Annotated in this window: 13 protein-coding genes and 1 pseudogene; 5 read left to right on the top strand and 9 right to left on the bottom strand. The window is 64.2% G+C overall.

The window, feature by feature from the left end:
* The 3 genes and pseudogenes from ACZ2GY_RS14950 to ACZ2GY_RS14940 all read right to left on the bottom strand — a co-directional run bounded on the left by ACZ2GY_RS14950 (nucleotide 1) and on the right by ACZ2GY_RS14940 (nucleotide 5,388).
* A complete protein-coding gene (locus tag ACZ2GY_RS14950) occupies nucleotides 1-2,037 on the bottom strand; it encodes an ABC transporter ATP-binding protein (protein WP_428831007.1) in 2,037 nt (678 codons plus the stop codon).
* Nucleotides 2,034-3,767, bottom strand: a pseudogene (locus ACZ2GY_RS14945) (ABC transporter ATP-binding protein). Before ACZ2GY_RS14945 ends, ACZ2GY_RS14950 begins: the two are co-directional and overlap by 4 nt.
* 169 nt (nucleotides 3,768-3,936) lie before the next feature.
* Nucleotides 3,937-5,388 carry a lipase maturation factor family protein gene (locus ACZ2GY_RS14940; RefSeq protein ID WP_471672301.1) on the bottom strand — a complete coding sequence of 484 codons (1,452 nt, stop codon included), beginning with the start codon at nucleotides 5,386-5,388 and terminating at the stop codon, nucleotides 3,937-3,939.
* A gap of 179 nt (nucleotides 5,389-5,567) precedes the next feature.
* On the opposite strand from ACZ2GY_RS14940, the gene ACZ2GY_RS14935 reads away from it, so the two are divergent.
* On the top strand, nucleotides 5,568-6,407 hold the full coding sequence (locus ACZ2GY_RS14935) for a hypothetical protein (RefSeq protein WP_471672300.1): 840 nt from the start codon (nucleotides 5,568-5,570) through the stop codon (nucleotides 6,405-6,407).
* 87 nt (nucleotides 6,408-6,494) lie between these two features.
* On the opposite strand, the gene ACZ2GY_RS14930 is transcribed toward ACZ2GY_RS14935, so the two are convergent.
* Both ACZ2GY_RS14930 and ACZ2GY_RS14925 read right to left on the bottom strand, forming a co-directional pair.
* Entirely contained in the window at nucleotides 6,495-8,171 is a 1,677-nt protein-coding gene (locus tag ACZ2GY_RS14930) for an alkaline phosphatase D family protein (RefSeq protein ID WP_471672299.1), read from the bottom strand.
* 53 nt (nucleotides 8,172-8,224) lie between these two features.
* A complete protein-coding gene (locus ACZ2GY_RS14925) occupies nucleotides 8,225-8,926 on the bottom strand; it encodes a GntR family transcriptional regulator (protein WP_471672298.1) in 702 nt (233 codons plus the stop codon).
* A 31-nt stretch (nucleotides 8,927-8,957) separates the two neighbouring features.
* Here ACZ2GY_RS14925 and ACZ2GY_RS14920 point away from each other — a divergent pair, with 31 nt between their 5' ends.
* From ACZ2GY_RS14920 to ACZ2GY_RS14905, 4 genes are all read left to right on the top strand, one after another.
* Nucleotides 8,958-11,897 (top strand): FAD-binding and (Fe-S)-binding domain-containing protein, encoded by a 2,940-nt coding sequence (locus tag ACZ2GY_RS14920; protein ID WP_471672297.1) that lies wholly within the window; start codon nucleotides 8,958-8,960, stop codon nucleotides 11,895-11,897.
* 162 nt (nucleotides 11,898-12,059) lie between these two features.
* Nucleotides 12,060-13,340 carry a hypothetical protein gene (locus ACZ2GY_RS14915; RefSeq protein WP_471672296.1) on the top strand — a complete coding sequence of 427 codons (1,281 nt, stop codon included), beginning with the start codon at nucleotides 12,060-12,062 and terminating at the stop codon, nucleotides 13,338-13,340.
* Nucleotides 13,341-13,424: 84 nt separating this feature from the next.
* A complete protein-coding gene (locus ACZ2GY_RS14910) occupies nucleotides 13,425-14,120 on the top strand; it encodes a class F sortase (protein WP_471672295.1) in 696 nt (231 codons plus the stop codon).
* 46 nt (nucleotides 14,121-14,166) lie between these two features.
* Entirely contained in the window at nucleotides 14,167-15,411 is a 1,245-nt protein-coding gene (locus ACZ2GY_RS14905; protein ID WP_471672294.1) for a cation:proton antiporter, read from the top strand.
* Nucleotides 15,412-15,445: 34 nt separating this feature from the next.
* Here ACZ2GY_RS14905 and ACZ2GY_RS14900 read toward each other — a convergent pair whose 3' ends face one another.
* From ACZ2GY_RS14900 to ACZ2GY_RS14885, 4 genes are read right to left on the bottom strand one after another with little or no spacing between them, the layout of a single operon-like run.
* A complete protein-coding gene (locus ACZ2GY_RS14900; RefSeq protein WP_471672293.1) occupies nucleotides 15,446-16,681 on the bottom strand; it encodes an ROK family protein in 1,236 nt (411 codons plus the stop codon).
* Nucleotides 16,682-16,709: 28 nt separating this feature from the next.
* Complete coding sequence (locus ACZ2GY_RS14895; RefSeq protein WP_471672292.1) at nucleotides 16,710-17,441, bottom strand: mycothiol-dependent nitroreductase Rv2466c family protein; 732 nt, start codon at nucleotides 17,439-17,441, stop codon at nucleotides 16,710-16,712.
* 22 nt (nucleotides 17,442-17,463) lie between these two features.
* Nucleotides 17,464-17,895 (bottom strand): VOC family protein, encoded by a 432-nt coding sequence (locus ACZ2GY_RS14890; RefSeq protein WP_471672291.1) that lies wholly within the window; start codon nucleotides 17,893-17,895, stop codon nucleotides 17,464-17,466.
* A 41-nt stretch (nucleotides 17,896-17,936) separates the two neighbouring features.
* Nucleotides 17,937-18,962 (bottom strand): LLM class flavin-dependent oxidoreductase, encoded by a 1,026-nt coding sequence (locus ACZ2GY_RS14885; RefSeq protein ID WP_471672290.1) that lies wholly within the window; start codon nucleotides 18,960-18,962, stop codon nucleotides 17,937-17,939.

The following is an 18,962-nucleotide window of genomic DNA, read 5'->3' as shown; positions in this document are numbered from 1 at the left end:
CTAAACCGGATCAGCCGCCGCTGCGAATTGCGACATGTAGAGCCGGTAGTACGCTCCCTGTGCTTCAAGTAGGTCCGAATGGCTGCCCTGCTCCACGATCCGGCCGTCCTCCATCACGAGGATTATGTCCGCATCGCGGATGGTGGACAGGCGGTGGGCGATGACGAAGCTCGTACGGTCTGTCCGCAGCGCAGCCATGGCATGCTGTACCAGTAGCTCCGTCCGGGTATCAACCGAGCTGGTGGCTTCATCAAGGATCAGCAGCGACGGACTGGCGAGGAATGCCCGCGCGATGGTGATCAGCTGTTTCTCACCCGCACTGACGTTGTTGCCTTCCTCGTCAATGACGGTGTCATAGCCGTCCGGCAGCGCGCGCACGAAGCGGTCCACGAAGGTGGCTTTTGCCGCGTGCATCACCTGTTCGTGGGTGGCATCCAAATGGCCGTAGCGGATGTTCTCGTAGATCGACCCGCCAAAGAGCCAGGCATCCTGCAGCACCATGCCCACCCGGGAGCGCAGCTCCGCGCGGCTGATCCGGGTGATGTCCACGCCGTCCAGGGTGATGCGCCCGGAATTGAGTTCGTAGAAGCGCATCACGAGATTCACCAGAGTGGTCTTGCCGGCGCCGGTCGGACCCACGATCGCCACTGTCTCACCCGGTTTGGCCGCAAAGGAGAGGTCTTCGATCAGCGGACGATCCGGCGTGTAGCTGAAGCTCACCTGCTCGAATTCAACGTGGCCCGTTGTCCGGGCCGGCAACGAGGCTATGGCCGTATCAGGGTCCTGCTCCTCGGCGTCGAGCAGCTCGAACACCCGTTCAGCCGAAGCAACTCCTGATTGCAGCATGTTCGCCATGCCCGCCATCTGGCTCAGCGGCTGGTTGAACTCCCGCGAGTACTGGATGAACGCCGTCGCCTCGCCGAGGGTCATCGAACCGGAGGCGACGCGCAGTCCACCTACCACTGCGATTCCCACGTAGGACAGGTAGGAGATGAACTGCATGACGGGCATGATCATCCCGGAAACAAATTGCGCACCGAAGGACGCCTTGTAAAGATCCTCGTTCTTCTGGTCGAACTGCTCGAGCGATTCCTTCTCCCGGCCGAAAACCCGAACCAGGTCATGACCGCTGAAGGACTCCTCAATGTGCCCGTTCAACTGGCCTGTGTTCTTCCATTGCTCCGCGAAAAGCTTCTGGCTGCGGACGCCGATCAGCCCCGCTCCCAGCGCCGATAACGGCAGCGCAACCAGCGCTATGAGCGCGAGCTGCCACGAGACCACAAACATCATCACAGTGATGCCGATCAGGCTCAGCGCCGACATGATGAGCTGAGCGAAAGCCTGCTGCAGCGCCTGCTGGACGTTGTCGACGTCGTTGGTTACGCGGGAAAGCAGGTCCCCGCGCTGCCGGGTGTCGAAGTAGTTCAGCGGGAGCCGGTTCAGCTTGGCCTCCACATCCCGGCGCAGGTTGTAGACCACCCGCATGACGACCTTGTTCAGAAGGTATCCCTGCAGCCACATGAAGACCGAAGACACCAGGTACATGCCGAGCACAAGCAGAATGAGCCGGCCGAGCAGGGTGAAGTCGATGCCCGCGCCGGGGGTCAGCTCCATGCCGGAGAGCATGTCAGCGAACTGATCCTGGCCTTCTGCCCGCAGCCCTTCAATAACCTGTTGCTGGTTGGCGCCGTCGGGAAGGTTGCTGCTGATAACGCCGCTGAAGATGACATCCATGGCGCTGCCGAGCACCCGCGGTGCAATGACATTGAGTACGACGGCGATGACCACCATCGCGAGCACCACCACAATGGCGGTTCTTTCCGGTGCCAGCAGGCTGAAGAGCCGCTTGGCGGACGGCCAGAAATGCTTGGCCTTCTTTGCCGGGGTGCCGCCGAACATGTCACCGTCAGCTTCGGAAGGCCGGAACTCCTCGTCGAGCACCTGTGCTTCTGCGTCCGCCGCGGCGCCGGGTGTGGGGGCAACAACCGGGTCGATGGTCCGGTCTTCATCGGGACGGAAATCTTTGTCCGTGCTCATGCCACCTCCTCGGCCGTCGTCTGCGATTCAACGATTTCCTGGTAGGTAGGCGAGGTCTCCAGCAGCTCCTCATGCGTACCGCGGGCGACGATCTCGCCGTTCTCCATCACGAGGATCTGGTCGGCGTCCGTGATGGTGGTGACGCGTTGGGCCACGATTATTACCGTGGCGTCCCTGGTTTTCGATTTCAGCGCGGCCCTCAGGCGGGAGTCGGTGGTGACGTCCAGGGCCGAGAATGAGTCGTCGAAAAGATACACCTTCGGTTCGGCTACCAGTGCCCGCGCGATGCAGAGCCGCTGACGCTGCCCGCCCGAGACGTTGGTGCCACCCTGCGAGACCGGAGCCTCCAGCGCGTGGTCCTTCGCGCGGACGAAATCCGCTGCCTGGGCGACCGTGAGCGCGTCCCAGAGGTCGTCGTCGTGCGCGTTGGGGTTCCCAAACCGCAGGTTGTGCGCAATGGTGCCCGAAAAGAGATAAGGACGTTGCGGCACCAGCGCCACCCGGTCCGTGATGTCCGGGCGGGCCATGTCGGTGACCGGCACGCCGTCCAGGAGAACCTGGCCGCTGCCGACGTCGAAAAGGCGGGGGAGCATGGAAATCAGCGTGCTCTTTCCGGCGCCGGTGCTCCCCACAATGGCAGTGGTCTGCCCAGGCCGGGCAGTGAAGCTGATGTTCTTGAGGACGGGCTCCTCAGCACCCGGGTACGCGAAGGTGACGCCGCGGAATTCGACCACGCCGGCCTTGGAAGCGGGTTGCAGCGGGCGGTCCGTTTCGTGGATGGAAGGTTCGATGTCCAGGACTTCGCCGATGCGTTCGGCACAGACGGACGCCCGGGGGATCATCATGGCCATGAACGTGCCCATCATGACTGCCACGAGGATCTGGAGCAGTTACTGCAGGAACGCTGTGAGCGCGCCCACTTCCATTTCTCCGGCGGCGACCCTGATGCCGCCGAACCACAGCACCGCCGCAGTGGCGAGGTGGAGGATCATTCCGATGGCCGGGAACATGAGGACAAAAAGGGAGCCGACGGCGAGCGAGACGTCCGTGAGTTCCCGGTTTGCCCGGCCGAACCGCTACGCCTCGTACGGCTCACGGACAAACGCGCGGACCACACGGATGCCGGTGATCTGCTCACGCAGCACACCGTTGATGTTGTCGATCTTGACCTGCATGGTGCGGAACAGCGGCATCAGACGCCAGACCAGGAAACCGACGACGACGAACAGCGCCGGCACGGACACCCACACCAGCCACGAGAGCGCCGGTTCTTCACGCAGCGCCATGAAGATGCCGCCGATGCACATGATCGGCGCCGCAACCATGAAGTTCAGGCCCATCAGGACGAGCATCTGCACCTGCTGCACGTCATTGGTTCCGCGCGTGATGAGGCTGGGGGCCCCGAAGTGGCTGACTTCCTGCGCCGAGTATCCGGACACTCGGTGAAACACGCTCTTGCGGAGGTCGCGGCCCAGGGCCATGGCTGCTTTGGAGCCGAAAAAGACTGCCGCGATTGCTGCGGCCACCTGGATGAGGCTGACCCAGAGCATCACCATGCCGATGTTCCAGATGTACTCGGTGTCGCCCTCGGCTACACCTTCATCGATGATCTGCGCGTTCAGGCTGGGCAGGAAGAGGGCGGCGATGGTCGAGGCCAACTGCAGCACAACGACAGCCGTAACCAGTGGTGCGTAGGGCCGCAGGTATGAGCGGACCAGGGTGATCAGCATGAAGCCGGTTCCTCGAATAGTGGGCTGATGTGGCGGGAGGCCCGTTGTGTTGAGGTGGGATCAGCGCGTCGAACCAAAAGAACCGCACTTCAGATTAGTCCTGAGCCTGCGTCCGGGCATCAACCGAAAGGAGGATCCTGTGCCGGTCAGCGGGTTGGCGTGTGCTCGCTCAGCGCGGTTGGCCTCCCTTCAGCGACACCGGATCCACGAGTGTTCCGGCTACCTCGCGCATCCACCACAGCCCAGTCGTGCGCTTTTCCTCCCGCGTGGTGAATCGGTAGCGGAAGATGCGCGCTCTCACGTAGCGGGGCGGCTCGCCGCCGAACGGATCGTGTCTCAGAAGCTTGAGGATTTTCGGGTCCGCTTGCAGGAGCTTCACCAGCAGCGGTGTGAACCAGCCGCCGTCGGATCCGAGAGCCAGGAACCACATGAGCCAGTCGAGGCGCAGGTGGTACGGCGCGTACTGGCGCGGCATGCGGCCGGGATCGCCCGGTTTGCCCCGAAACCCATACTCCTCCCAGTGGGAGGAGGCAGCGCCGTCGTGCTCTACATTGTCCTTCGTTCCTTCGATGATCACCTCGTAACGCACCTTGGTGGCGCTGCCGAACGCACCGTACGCGTTCACGAGGTGGAAGCGGTTGAAACTGGCGTTCATCAGCTGCCGCTTCGCGAAGAGGTTCCGCAGCGGCTGCCAACTCAGGTAGGCGATGAAGATGGCCATGAGAATGACGACCGCGGCGAACCAGATCGGCGTCGTTTCGTACGTCGGTGCGATGGTGAAGCCCACAGCTTCGTAGAAGGAGTCCGGCACCGCGCCGAAGGTGAGGACGATGGTGATCCAGTTGAGCCAGGCGAAGTTGCCGGAGATCACCAGCCAGCCCTGAGTCACGATGATGATGACGGCCGCGACCCCCGCGACCGGCTGCGGCGCGAAGAGGAAGAACGGCACTACCAGTTGGGTGAAATGGTTGCCGGCGACTTCCATGCGGTGCAGCGGCTTGGGAAGGAGGTGGAAGAAGCGGCTGGCAGGATTCGGCATCGGTTGGGTCTCGTGGTGATAGTAGAGAGCGGTGAGGTCTCGCCAGGACCGGTCGCCGCGCATCTTGATCATGCCCGCACCGAACTCGAGCCGAAACACGAGCCAGCGAATCGCCAGCAGGACCAGCAGCGGCGGAGCTACCTCGTTGGAACCGAGAAAGGCAACGAGGAATCCGGCCTCGAGGAGCAAGCTCTCCCAACCGAAGCCGTAGAACACCTGACCGATGTTGACGATCGACAGGTACAAACCCCAGAGGACCAGAAACGCGAGCAGGGGGAGCCACGGCGGGCCGGTTTGGGGAATTCCGATCACGATCAGCGCCGCAATTCCAGCGCCGCCCCAGCAGACCGTAAGCAACATCCGGTCCGAGTAACGCCATCGGAACAGCGTGGGGCCGGCGCGTTTCCCCGCCCGCTCAATGAAGCGGGGAGCAGGCAGCAGCCCGTTTTCCCCGAGCAAAGCTGGGAACTGGTTGATGGCGGAGATGAACGCGAGGAGGTAGATGGCGGCCACCCCGCGCTGGAGGATCTGCCGCCCCACTTCGTACCCCTCGGCGTCGAGCACGCCGCTCAACCACTCCATGCGTCAACGAAACTCCTGCCGGGCGGGAGCGTCAAGGGCCGCAGATTCCTGGACCACTACCTGCGCGGTTTTCTCAGCGGCACGCTCAGCGATAGCGCTTGCGCCATGCGATAGCATTCAACCGCTATCCGATGGCCGAATTGCTATCGGGAACCAGCTCGACCGTCGATGAAACGGCCGTGGCCGATTTTTTGGGGGACTTCATGAAGGCATCACTGGTAACTTCCTGCACGCTCGCAGCAGCGCTGCTGTTGACCGGCTGCAGCGGCGGCTCCGATGACGAGCCGAAGGCCGGCCGAGCGAGCGCGAGCGCCCCGGCTTCGGTTCAGGCCCCTGACAGTGCGACGCCGGCACCCACCAGCGCAGCGATGACGAGTGCGCCTGCCTCCTCGGTGACAGCTGCGGCACCCGTAGATGTCGAGGCTCCAAATAAGGCAGAACTTGAGGCGAGAGTGACTGCTTTGACTGATGCGCTTGGCGATCCGTTCCAGCTCGTCTCTGCAGAGCAGGCCGCTGCGGGACTTGAAATCGTGCAGTCCGCGATGGAGGGCGCAGACATTCAGCCGGCCGAGTGCAAGGACCACGCGACCGGCAATGCTGCGGCATCCGCGGACCTGGCAGCTGGAGCGGTCAGCGGTGTCGGAGCTGCTGACTCATCGGGCGGCTACCTGGCGGTCGTCGTGATGGACGGCTCAACGGAGGACGCAGTTCAGCAGGGGTTCAACGTCAGCCGTGAGGCGCTCGAGAAGTGTGCTGAAGTGACCGCGACCATCCAGGGCAACACCATCACCTCCATCACGGAGGAGGTGCCGCTGGACCTGATCGGCGAAGAATCCTTCGCGCTTCGGGTGACCCAGGAGCTGGGCGGGCAGCCGGTCTTCCACAACCTCTCAGTTACAGCGCGCGGTAACGGAGTGATCGCAAACGTACAGGCGATGAGCCAAGGCGAGCTCGACGGCGTCACCCAGGACCAGCTCGCTGACCTTGCGTCTAAGTTGCTTGAGCCGGCGGGTTCCTAGGTGCGGTCACGTTGCGATAGTGATGTGGGCACCGGATAGGGGTTGCGGCAGCCGGTAGGTGTTAACCGCTATCCGGTGGCCAAGGTGCTAACGGGAGTGAGCGTTCGTAGCCTCAGCTGCCCGCGGAGCGATGGTGATCGAGGTGACTTCCTTCAGTTGAGGGGCGGCATGGTTTCCACCGCTGACGACGCCGGTTTCCCACCGCAGCTTCAACCCCTCCTCCGTCACTTCCAGGCTTGCGAGGTTGTTGTCGAACCAGGGTTTCTTCAACGTTGACCAGTGGAACGGCGGCTGCGGAACAAATCGCGCCAGCACGCCGCCGAGCGGACCTGCCACCCGTGTGGACATAAGCGCTGCGACCCAGCGCAGTGCCGGCCGCAGCGGATTCCGGATCGGAGAGCAGACCGCCTGCAGGACGCGGGACTGCATGGGTTGGTCCACCTCCTCGATGTAGGAAAAGTGAACGTCACCGGACAGGAACGTCACTGTTTCCGGAGCCGCGCCGCGCTGGCCTGTGGCTACCTCCGTGGCCATGGTTGCGACGGCGCGAAAGCTCTCGGGAAACGCTGCCCAATGCTCCAGACCGATCGCCTGGCGGACCCACTCACCGACGGCCGCGAGACGTTCACCCCAGCGGCCGTCAGCGAGCACGGCGTTCCAGTCCTCGATGTGATGAAGCCCCCGCGGAAGCAGGAACGGAAGCGACGTGGCGACGAGCAGATGCCGCCGGTCGCCCTGCATCCGCTCGTCGAGCCACCGCAATTCCTTCCGGTCCAGCATGGAGCGCTGGCCGGCTTGCAGGACGCGGGCAGCCCGTGAATCCAGGACAATGAGCCGGGTATCGCCGAAGTCCCTGCAGAAGCTCCAGCGGTAGCGTTCCGGATTCCGGTCCGCCTCTTCCACGACAGCCTCGACGATGGAGCTGAGTTCAAGCTCGCCGGGTCCTTGGTGAGACTTGATAGCTTGCCAGATTTCATCGGCCGCGCGTTCTGACGGAGAAAGGTTCCCGAGGTGCTGGTATACCCAGTAGGACGCCAGGCCGGAGACAATTCGGTCCCGCCACCAGGGGATCGTTGCAACCTTCCTCTTCCACAGCAGGGACGAGTTCCAGTCATCCCGGATGTCGTGATCATCGAAGATCATGGCGCTGGGAAGAGTGGACAGCAGCCAGCGGATTGCAGGGCCGGACCATGCGAGCCGGTAGATCTGCGTGTATTCCTCGTAGTTGCGCAGCTCGGCATCCAGCTTGGTGTCGATGCCTCTGTCATCCCGGATCAACTGAAGCATCTCGTCGCTTGGAATGTCCGCGTACACCTGGTCGCCGAGGAACGCGATGAGGTCCGGGCGCACTGCCTCATCCCGGGCGGCGAGGTTCAACGCGAAGGCCAGCAGGGAGTCGACGCCGTGCGTCTTGTGCGCTGCGAGGTCGTTCGCTTCGCTTGTCCTGCACGATCCGTAAGCGAGGCGGAAGGGTCGCTCCGGGTCAAGAGTCCGGATAGTGGGTGCAGGGAATGGCGACCCTTCCTCCGGCCAAACCTGCTGCCCGTCAATGACCACTGTGTACGGCGAGCTGGATCCCGGCTCAAGCCCCTCCACCTCAACCAGCGCGTAGTGATGCCCGTGCACAGAAAAAGTGCCCGCTTCCCATTCACGGCCGGAAGCGCTGACCCGAACCCGTGCTGTCCCGCGCGTTTCCACCCACACACTTGCGGTCGTGTCGTCGACATACCGAAGCATGGGGCCAAGTACCAGCGCGCTGTCCATACTTCAGTTCTACCCGTGCATTGCGTGCCGGCGCCATCACTGCGCTGCCGCCCTCAGCCGACGTAGTCCTCCCAAAGGCTTTCGACGTCGTCGTTTTCGGTGGCCGCGCCCCGCAGCAAAAGCTTCCCCGTCGATTCGAGGTGGCGGCGCATTGCGAGGGCTGCGGCGTCCGCGTCGCCGCTTTCGACCGCGGTGAGGATTGGCAGGTGCTCGGCGTAAACGTCCTCGAGGGAGCGGGAGGTGCGGATGGTGGACATGCCGATCAGCCGCGTCGCGTCCCGCAGGTTCTCGATAATGCGGATGGTGTGGCTGTTGCTCGCTAGGTTGAGCAGGAGCGCGTGGAGGCGCTGGTCGTGCAGGAGGAAGGCCCCTTCGTCGCCATTCCGGACTGCCTGCTGCATGGCTTCGCGTTCCCTTTCGAGGGCGGCGCGGTCTCTTGCTCCGGCGCGCCGGGCGGCCTGGGCAGCCGCAGGGACCTCAAGGGCCACGCGCACCGCCATGATCTCCGCCAGTTCGCGGGCGCCCGGGAGGACAACCCGGAAGCCGCGGTTCTTCTCGATCGCCACCATTCCGGTCTCGGCCAGCCGGAGTAGCGCCTCACGGACGGGGCTGCGGGACACGCTCAGCTTGTCTGCCAACTGGTACACCGAGTACAGCTCGCCGGGCACAAAAGTGCCGTTCCGGATGCCGTCCCGCACCGCTTCGATGGTGCGTTCAGTGAGCGACGGTGGTCGCGGCGTCTGTGCAGGAGGCATGAGCCAAGCGTAGCCGCGGAAAGAGAGCGGGATGAGTAGTAACATGTTACCCATGGCGACGACGCTCACAGCTCCCCGGTCCCTTGTCTCCGAACTGCATTCCCGTGGCGTTGGTGACGCGCGGGCCGACGCAACCTCGCGTGCCGTCTACTCAAGCGATGCCTCGCTCTACCGGATCCAACCTGCCGCCGTCGTCTTTCCGCGCCACCTCGACGAGGTGCTCACCACGCTCGAGGTCTGCCGGGAACGTGGCATCCCATTCACATCGCGCGGCGCCGGGACCTCCTTGGCGGGCAACGCAATCGGCCGCGGAGTGGTGATCGATTTCAGCCGCCACCTCAACCGCGTCCTGGAGTTCGACGCCGAAAGCCGGACCGCCGTCGTCGAACCCGGCGCTGTCCATGCCACGCTGCAAAAGGTGGCCCTTGCCAGCGGGCTGCGCTTCGGACCAGATCCGTCAACGCACACGCGGTGCACAGTGGGCGGAATGATCGGCAACAACGCGTGCGGATCGCGCGCCCTCGCCTACGGCCGGACGGCCGACAACGTGACGCACCTCGACGTGATGACCGGCTCCGGTGCGCGGCTGAGACTGGGACCGGGGGAGACGCCGTCGTCTGCTGAAACAGACGCACTGCGCTCTCTAGTGAGCGCTAATCTCGGGACAATCCGCACTGAACTGGGCAGGTTTGGCCGGCAGGTGTCCGGGTACTCACTCGAGCACCTGCTGCCGGAGCGTGGGTTCGACCTGCGGCGGATGCTGGTGGGTAGCGAGGGGACGCTCGCCGTCGTGCTGGAAGCCGGCGTTCGGCTGGTGACGGATGCACCGCATAAAACCATGGTGGTACTCGGATTCGAGAACATCGGCGAGGCCGGTGACGCCGTGACCTCGGTCCTGCCATTCAAACCCACGGCGTGCGAGGGGCTGGATTCCCGCATCGTCGAGGTTGTGCGCTCGCGGAAGGGACCGCAGGCCCTGCCTGAACTGCCCGGCGGAGCGGCGTGGCTGTTCGTTGAGATTTCTGGTGATGACGCAGCCGAGGTTGCAGACCGGGCTGCTGCGGTGAGCCTGGTTGCCACTGCCCGCCACTCCCGCATCATCACCAGTCCTGCACAGGCGGCCGCGCTGTGGCGGATCCGGGAGGACGGCGGCGGGCTGGCCGGACGTTCGCCAGCGGGAGCGCCCGCGCATGCCGGGTGGGAGGACGCGGCCGTTCCGCCGGAGCGCCTCGGCGATTACCTGCGCGAGTTCGACGAACTCCTGCTCACCCATCACCTCACAGGATTCCCGTTCGGCCACTTCGGCGACGGCTGCGTCCACGTGAGGCTGGACTTCCCCTTCCAGCACGACGACGGTGCCGCAGTGTTCCGCGCTTTCCTCACCGACGCGGCGCGTTTGGTCGCATCGTACGGCGGATCTCTGTCCGGCGAACACGGCGATGGGCGGGCGCGCAGCGAGCTCCTCCCCTTCATGTACACACCTGCTGCCCTGTCCTTGTTCGGCAAGGTCAAGGGCATCCTCGACCCGGACAACATCCTCAACCCGGGAGTGCTCGTTGATCCTGAGCCGCTGGACGCGAACGTCCGCGTAGCTGAGGCCGGCCCGCTGCGTACCGGAATGGCGTTCGGTTACGAACATGACGACGGCGACTTCAGCCAGGCGGTTCACCGCTGTACCGGCGTGGGCCAGTGCCGCGCCGCGCACAGGGATAACCAGACGGTGATGTGTCCGTCCTACATCGCGACGCTGGAGGAGAAGGACTCTACTCGGGGCCGCGCCCGGGCGCTGCAGGAGATGATCAACGGCAGCGTTGTTGGCGGTGCCGCCGCCGGCCACCAGCACGGCAAGCCGAACTGGCGGGCGCCGGAAGTGCATGAGGCGCTCGATTTGTGCCTCTCATGCAAGGGCTGCGCCTCGGATTGTCCTACCGGCGTCGACATGGCGTCGTACAAGGCGGAAGTGCTGCACCAGAGTTACAAGGGTCGGATCCGACCGGCGTCGCACTATTCGCTCGGCTGGTTGCCGCGGTGGGCAATGCTGGCCTCGGTTGCACCGCGCGTTGTGAATGCGCTGGTGAGCCTGCCGGGTCTGGGGAAGCTTGGGTTGCGGCTTGCGGGAGTGGACCAGCGCCGAAGGATCCCCGCCTTCGCGCCGCAGACGTTCCACAAGTGGTTCGGGTCGCGGCGGGTTTCAGGCGTGGGGCAAGCTTCTGCCTCCGGATCTGTGACCCAGGTCGGGTCGGAGTCTGCGTCCAAATGCCGCCCGCAGGTCCTTCTCTGGGCTGACTCCTTCACGAACAACTTTTCCCCCGAAGTGGGCAAGGCGGCGGTCCGGGTGCTCGAGGACGCGGGATATGAGGTCCTGATCCCTGAAAAGCCGGTGTGTTGCGGACTGACCTGGATCTCGACCGGGCAACTCGACAGCGCCCGGAAGATCCTGCGCTCGTCGGTGGAGACGTTGAAGGAGTATGCGGAGCAAGGGATACCGATCGTGGGCCTTGAACCTTCGTGTACCGGGGTGCTGCGGTCGGACTCGATCGAGCTGTTGGGCCGGGCCGTTGCGGAGCAAGTCGCGAGTGCCACGCACACGCTCGCGGAACTGCTGGCCAAGACGCCGGACTATGAGGCTCCGTCGCTGGAGGGAACCACCGTCGTCGCGCAGCCGCACTGCCACCACCACGCCGTCATGGGCTGGAGCCCCGATGCCGCACTACTGGAAGGTGCGGGCGCCTCCCTTCAAAAACTTGGCGGTTGCTGCGGCCTCGCCGGGAACTTCGGCGTGGAACGCGGCCACTACGAGGTGTCCGTTGCGGTAGCTGAGCAGCAGTTACTGCCGGCGGTTCGCGCGGCGGCGGCTGACGCCGTCGTCCTCGCTGACGGGTACTCCTGCCGCACTCAACTGGAGGACCTCAGCGAGCGGAAGGGTATCCACCTGGCGCAGCTGTTGGCGGAAAAACTGCCGGCGAAGTAGCCAGCGAAGTAGGAGTCCACTGTAACGGTTCGGTAACTTAATCAGCTTGTTTACCTGTGACGTGCGTCTCTCCGGTAGAACTGGGAGGGCCTTAGTTGCCGTACGCAACTCGGTCATCGCCGTCGGCCCAGAAGCCGATGTATCACTCGCATAGGGGACAACATGCACGTACGCAAGCAGTTACTCGCAGCAGGATCCACCGCCACGCTCGTTGCCGGTGGTCTTTTTTTTAGCGCCGCGCCGGCCTCCGCCGTTCACGACTCGCCGGAATGTATTTCCGCGCAAAACCAGTTCACTGCAGCCCTTCACAACGCCGAGCTCAATGCCGAGCTCGAAGTTGAGCTTGCCGTTGCCCTCCAGAACCTGCTGGACGCTCAGGAAACGCTGGACATGCTCGAGGTCGAGGGGACGCTGACGCTTGCGGAGCTGGAAGTTCTTATCGGTGACGCTCTGATTGCTTTGGAGACAGAGCAACTTCCAAACATCAACGCCATCATCAATGCAGAGGCCGCCGCCAACAGTGCGGTGGGGCAGGCTCAGCTACTGCTCGACGCCGTACTGGCTGGCGGTGAATTGGACGCGGCTGCCTTGGCAGCACTGGGCATCAACCTGAACGAGTTCCTGCTCCCTCAGGTACTTGATGTCGAAGGCTTGACTTTAGCCGTGAACGCCGCCGTGACCGCGGGGGACCTCACGCAGGATGAAGCTGACATCCTCATCGCCGACATCAGCGATGGTGTGTTGGAAGATGCGACAGTTGAGGCGCTGGCGGACATCGAGCTCGATCCAGCTGATTTCCAGCTTGAGGCCGAGGTCGATCTGGTCGAGTTGGAAGCGGCCCTTCGTGCACTGATCGCTGACTTGCAGCTTGACATCGCGGCAGCCGCCGAAGCGCGCCTGCTGCTCGATCTGTTGGTCAGCGGCGACATCACGGCAATCCTTGACGCTGAAGCGCGGTTCGAAGCTCTGCTGGGTGTCGATCTCGATTTCTCTGCGCTGATCGACCTCGAGACGGAGCTCTTTGCTGCTCTGGCCATCCTCGAAGCTCAGGCGAACCTCGATGCAGCCATCGCTGTGGTCAACGGTCTTGCTGTGCAACTTGATGCGCTGGACGTTGACCTGCTCGAGCTCGAAGCACTCTTCGCAGCAGCAATCGAAGCGTGCACCGGAGCTGCCGTAGGTGGAGGCGTCGTCGGCGGCGGCGACAAAGACGACGATGATCACGACTACGGCAATGAAGCAGGCGGGACAGGCGGGGCCGTGACAACAGGCGGCGGCACGGGTGGTACCGGCGGCACCGGCGGAACCAACCGCGGAATGAACGTGCAGACTGCCGTACCGACAGCCAGCACCGACCCAGCAGGAATCGGCGCGCTTGCGGCCGGTATCGGCTTCCTGGTTGTAGCCGGAACAATGGCTGCGCGTCGGGTCCACAACAGCTAAGACAGCAGAGAATGCGCAGGGGCGCCGTCCCGTTCGGGCGGTGCCCCTGCGCATTCGGCACCAGTTCGGAAAGACCGCTCCACCATGAGTAATGCACATCGCGCGCCCACCGGGCCGGGGGAAAAAGACCGCAGGATTCCGCGGCTGGCGATTGGCGCCGTCGTTGTGGTGCTGTTCCTCGCCCTCTTGGTTCTCGGGATTCAGCTGTTCGCCGGGTCCGGAGGAGCAACTCCGACAACCACTGCTCCGACAATCGCTGCTCCGGCTTCCGCCCCGGCCACATCTTCGCAATCACCGTCACCCGAGGCCTCAACACCCGCGCCGGAAGTGACTCTCCCTCCCGCGTCCGCGCCGCAAAAGCTCAGCATCGAATCGGCGGATATCTCCGTTCCCGTCCTCCCGTTGACTCCAACAGATGCTGACCTGGCAGCGCAGTCGCTGGTTCCGCCGGAAACCCTCGACGGCTACTGGCTCACGAACTACGGCGCGCCGGGAGAAGGGTCCGAGAACACGGTCTACATCACGGGCCACAGCTGGGAGGACCGTGACAGTCCCTTCAACCGGCTCAGCTCAGAGGTTGAGGTTGGGGATTCCGTTGTACTCACTACTGCCGAGGGCAAGATCAACTACGTCGTTGACTCCGTCACCACCCACAACAAGGACACATTGAAGAACAGCGACATCTGGAACATCGTCCCGAACCGGCTTGTGCTGATCAGCTGTTACACCGAGGACCTCTGGGGAAAGAACGTGATCGTCACCGCCGTACCGGAGGTGTAAAGCCCCTGCACGTTTGGCCCCGTTGAAAAGGGGGTACGGGGAAGCTATGACCATCAACCTCGTGCTGACGCTCTTTGCCGGTGCGGTGCTCGTACTCTCCGCCTTCTCCACCCTGGCGCAGCGGGTAAGCCTGCCTGGCCCGGTTCTCGCGCTGCTGTTCGGCGCGCTGATCGGGCCGTATGCCTTCGGAGTCCTCAGCATTGAGGACTTCGGTGTTCCCCAAGGCACGCTGCTTGAAGAGGCGTCGCGAATTACCCTCGCGATCGGGCTGACCGGCGTAGCACTCCGCTTGCCGCACGGGTACTGGCGGAAGAACCTGCGCTGGATCGCGGTCATCATTCTGCTCGGCATGATCGCCATGCTCGTAGTGGCCACCGGTGTGCTTTGGGCGTTGTTGGGGGTCCCGTTTCTCCTGGCCCTCCTGCTGGGTGCGATCATCACGCCGACAGACCCCGTGGTTACTACACCGATTGTCACCGGATCCCTCGCGGAAGAGCGCATCCCCGAACGCGTCCGCCACAACCTTTCTGCGGAGAGCGGGCTCAATGACGGGCTTGGCTATCTGTTCGTCATGCTCCCTGTCCTGCTGCTGACCAAACCGGGACAAGCTTGGCACGAGATGCCTGTGAAGGTGCTGCTGTGGGAGGTGCTGGGAGCGATGCTCTTCGGGGTTATTGCCGGTTTCGCCCTTGCCAAGCTTTTCGTCTGGTCAAAGAACGTGGGGCTCATGGAGGAAAGCTCCTACCTGGGCTTCTTCGTGCCTTTCGGCCTCCTCATCCTCGGCGCAGGGAAACTGCTCGGCACGGACGCAATTCTCGCCGTCTTTGTTGGCGCCGCGGTATTCGGACAGATGATCCCCGAGCGGGACGAGGAGCAGGAGGACAAGATCGACGACGCCGTTGCCCGCTTCTTTCTCCTGCCCGTCTTCATCCTGCTGGGGCTCGCCTTGCCCATCGGTGAGTGGGCCGCTCTCGGCTGGATTCCGCCCGTTGCGCTCGCCGCTGCGGTGCTGCTGCGGCGGATCATTACCCTGTGGGCTCTGCGTCCCCTGATCACATCGCTGCACGATGTCCCTGAGACAACGTTCCTGAGCTGGTTTGGACCGGTGGGAATCTCCGCGCTGTTTTATGCGACCCTCGCCGAGCGGCACACCGGCAATCACGAGATCTTCATCTACGTCACCCTCGCCATCACATTGTCTGTCCTCATCCACGGACTCTCGACCGCGCCGCTCAGCGCCTGGCTCAAGCGAAGGGAGCCCGAGCGGAAACAGGAACACGAAACGGGGTAACCGGCACTCAGATCAGGCTGAGCGCACAGCTGGTTCAGGTCCGGCGCAATTCAATATCCAACGCGTCCCGGCTGACCCTGGCGAGCGCCGCGTTTACGGCCCCGGTCAGCACAATGTCCCCAGCGAGCGAGGACGCCACCACCCGCGGCGGGAAGTGCGACGTCGTTGCCACCTTCGCTTCAATCTGCTCGGCCAGGCGCGCGATAGATGGCGCTACCGCCCCGCCGATGACCACGGTGTCCGGGTTGAGCAACGATGCGAGGGTTGAGATGACGCGGGACAGCCGCTCCGCCAGGCGATCCACGATTTCAATTGCGACGGCGTCACCGGCTTCCGCTGCCGCGAACACGGCCTCCGCAGAGGGCCCATTTTTCTTCGAGCGGCCCTTCGACAGGGTTGTGGCCCGGCCTGCGGCCAGAGCCTCTGCCGCCCAGGCGCGGGCAAGGGGAGCGATGGCCGCCGGGCTGCCAACGCCCTCCACGAGGTCGAGATAGTGCATTTCCCCACCGCCACCGAGCGATCCGTGCAGGAGATGTCCGTCTTCTATGACCCCGGCACCAAACCGTTCGCCGGCGAGGAGCACCAGGAAGCTGCCATCCGGGTCCACGGTGCCGTTGTAACGTTCGGCGAGGGCTGCGAGGTTGGCGTCATTCTCAATGAAGGACGTGCACTGTGGGCGCCCGGCAAGCACCGCTTCCTGATCTACTGCCATCCGCTCCCAGAACGGGTTGCCCGTCGGGATGGTGCCATGGCGGCTGACCGGGGCCGGGATGCCGAAACAGACGGTCAGGACGCGGGAAGGGGCGATGCCGCCGTCGTCGAGCGCTGAATCTATGGCGAGCTTTAGAGCTGCGGTGCGGGGAGCGGGATCCGCGTTGTCGATATCCGCTGTGAAGGCCGCTCCACCGCGGCCAACTACCTCCCCGCGCAGATTGGCGACGACGCTGCGGATATGGCTGTAGCCGGCGTCAATTCCGAGGACGTATCCGGCGTTGTCGTCAAGGGCGAAGTGCCGGGCCGGTCGGCCTTTGCCGGTGGCGGCGAGCGCGGGCTGCTCGCGGATCCAGCCGTCGCGGAGCAGGTCATCGCAGACCCCGAGGACAGTGGCGCGCGTGAGCGAGGTGGCACCGATGAGTTCATTTGCGGTGACGGTGTTCCCGGAGGGGGCGCGCCGGATCGCGTCGAGGATCAGCCTCGCATTGGACCGGCGCAGCATGGTGGTCGACGACGCGCCCGCGGCAAGCGATCCTTCCCTGGGGTTTACGTTCACTCATCCAGTAAACACTCTTGCGGGGGCGCTACTTCTTCTGGCGGCGGCTTCCGCCGTGCCAGTCTTCCTCCACGCCGGCATCTGCATCGGTGATCCCGAAACTGCGCAGCTGTGGACGTTCGCGGAGGCTTCGCTTCAGTTCGGCGAAGCCGGGGAAGCTGGCCAGAGCCACCACGTGGTCCCACAGTTGCGCCGCCTCACCGCGGGAGGGGAGCCTACTGATCACCGGTCCGAAGAACGCCACGCCCTCCGGCGGCTCGAAGTGGATGATCGGAGTGCCGACGTCCTTGCCCGTATGGGAAAGCGCCCCGTCCGTCTCTGCCTGGATTATCGAGTCGAGTGAGCGGTCGTCGAGCGCGTCCGCCAACGACGACGGCAGGCCGGCCTCCGCGAGGATCGGCTCGAGAAATTCACGGGTTCCGTGATATCCGGTGGCGCCGGATTGCGACGGGTCGTCCCGTTCTATATCGAAGATGTGGGCGCCGAGGCGGGCATAAAGGGTAGCGACGGCGTCTGGCCCGTGATCCTTCCGGACCTGCGCGGCGACGCGGAGCAGGCGCAGGCCGGCAGTGTGCCCGGCCTCGTAGCCTTCGGGGAAATGTGAGTCGTAATCGACCGACGCGTTGAGCAGGCGCAGGGAGATGAAGCGCCACTCGACGGAGTAATCCCGTTCCTCCATGACGAGACGAACCCACTTGCTGGTCATCCAGGCGAAGGGGCAGACGGGGTCGAAGTAGAAGTGGATATCCGCTGTGCTCATGCGGCCACTATAGAGGCGGTTCCTACGAGAGTTCGACGCCGCCGTCGTCGTTGATGCGCCAGCCGGGGTTGTGCGCGATTTCCCAAATGACACCGTTCGGATCCTGGACATGGGCGTGGAAGATCCCGCCGAACTGGCCCTGCTGCGGCTGCTTGAGTACCGAGCCGCCCGCCGCTGTCATCGCGTCGACGGTGCTTCGGACGGCGTCGGGGCTGTCGACGTTGCGCGAGAGTGTGACACCCCTCGGTGCCGGGGCGGCGGTGGTGACCCCGAGGTCCTCGGCGAACTTGTCGGCGTCGAACAGTCCGAGCAGCAGTCCCGGTGCAACCTGATAGAAGAGGATCTCGCCCGGTACATCAAGGTTCGCTTCCCACCCGAGACCGTCCCGATAGAAGGCACGGGCCGCGTCGAGGTCGCGTGTGGCGAGGGTGATGAAGTGAAGCTGCTGGTCCATGGGATCGATTGTTCCACCAACAACACGGGCTGGTTGCTGGCTTAGGCGATCTTCCGCTCCCACCCGATTGCCGGGGCCACGTGGTCTGCAATGTTGCGCAGCAACTTGGCGTTGTAGTCCACACCGAGCTGGTTGGGCACGGTGAGCATGAGGGTGTCTGCGGCACGGACGGCGTCGTCGTTGGCCAGTTCCGCGGCGATCTTGTCCGGCTCGCCGATGTAGCTCTTGCCGAAACGGGACATCGCGCCGTCGAGCACGCCCACCTGGTCGCGGGTCTCGCGGAGAGCGCTCAAGGCAAAGTATTGGCGGTCCTCATCGTCGACGATCGGGATGACGCTGCGGCTGACCGAAACGCGGGGAGCAATGGAGTGACCGGCTTTGTCCCACGCGTCGCGGAACAGCTGGATCTGCTCGGCCTGAAGCTGATCAAACGGCACACCGGTGTCTTCGGTCAGCAGGGTGGAGCTCATCAGGTTCATGCCCTGTTCCGCTGCCCAGACGGCAGTTTTACGTGTTCCGGCGCCCCACCAGATGCGTTCACTGAGCCCGGGGGAGTGCGGCTGAACCGGGAGGAGGCCGGAGCCCTGGCGCGGGTCTGCCTGCGCGATCCCCGCGCCGCTGATTGCGTAACGGAACACCTCTGTGTGACGGCGGGCCATGTCAGCCGGCTCTTCGCCGTCGGCTGGCACATAACCGAAGTTGGCCGCGCCATTGAGCGCGGGCTCGGGTGATCCCCGGCTGATGCCGAGCTGGAGCCGGCCGCCGCTGATGAGGTCGGCTTCGGCCGCTTCTTCTGCCATGTAGAGCGGGTTTTCGTATCTCATATCGATGACGCCGGTCCCGATTTCGATGCGCGAGGTGCGCGCCGCGATTGCGGAGAGCAGCGGAAACGGCGCCGCCTGCTGGCGGGCGAAGTGGTGGACCCGGAAGAACGCGCCGTCGATGCCGATCTCCTCGGCGGCTTCGGCGAGCTCGATTCCCTGCAGGAGTGAATCACGGGCCGTGCGCGTGCGTGAGCCTTCGAGGGGTGACCAGTGGCCGAAGGACAGGAATCCGATGCGCTTCAT

Source organism: Arthrobacter sp. KKT183, from assembly GCF_055657625.1.
This window is presented reverse-complemented; position numbering and strand designations above follow the sequence as displayed.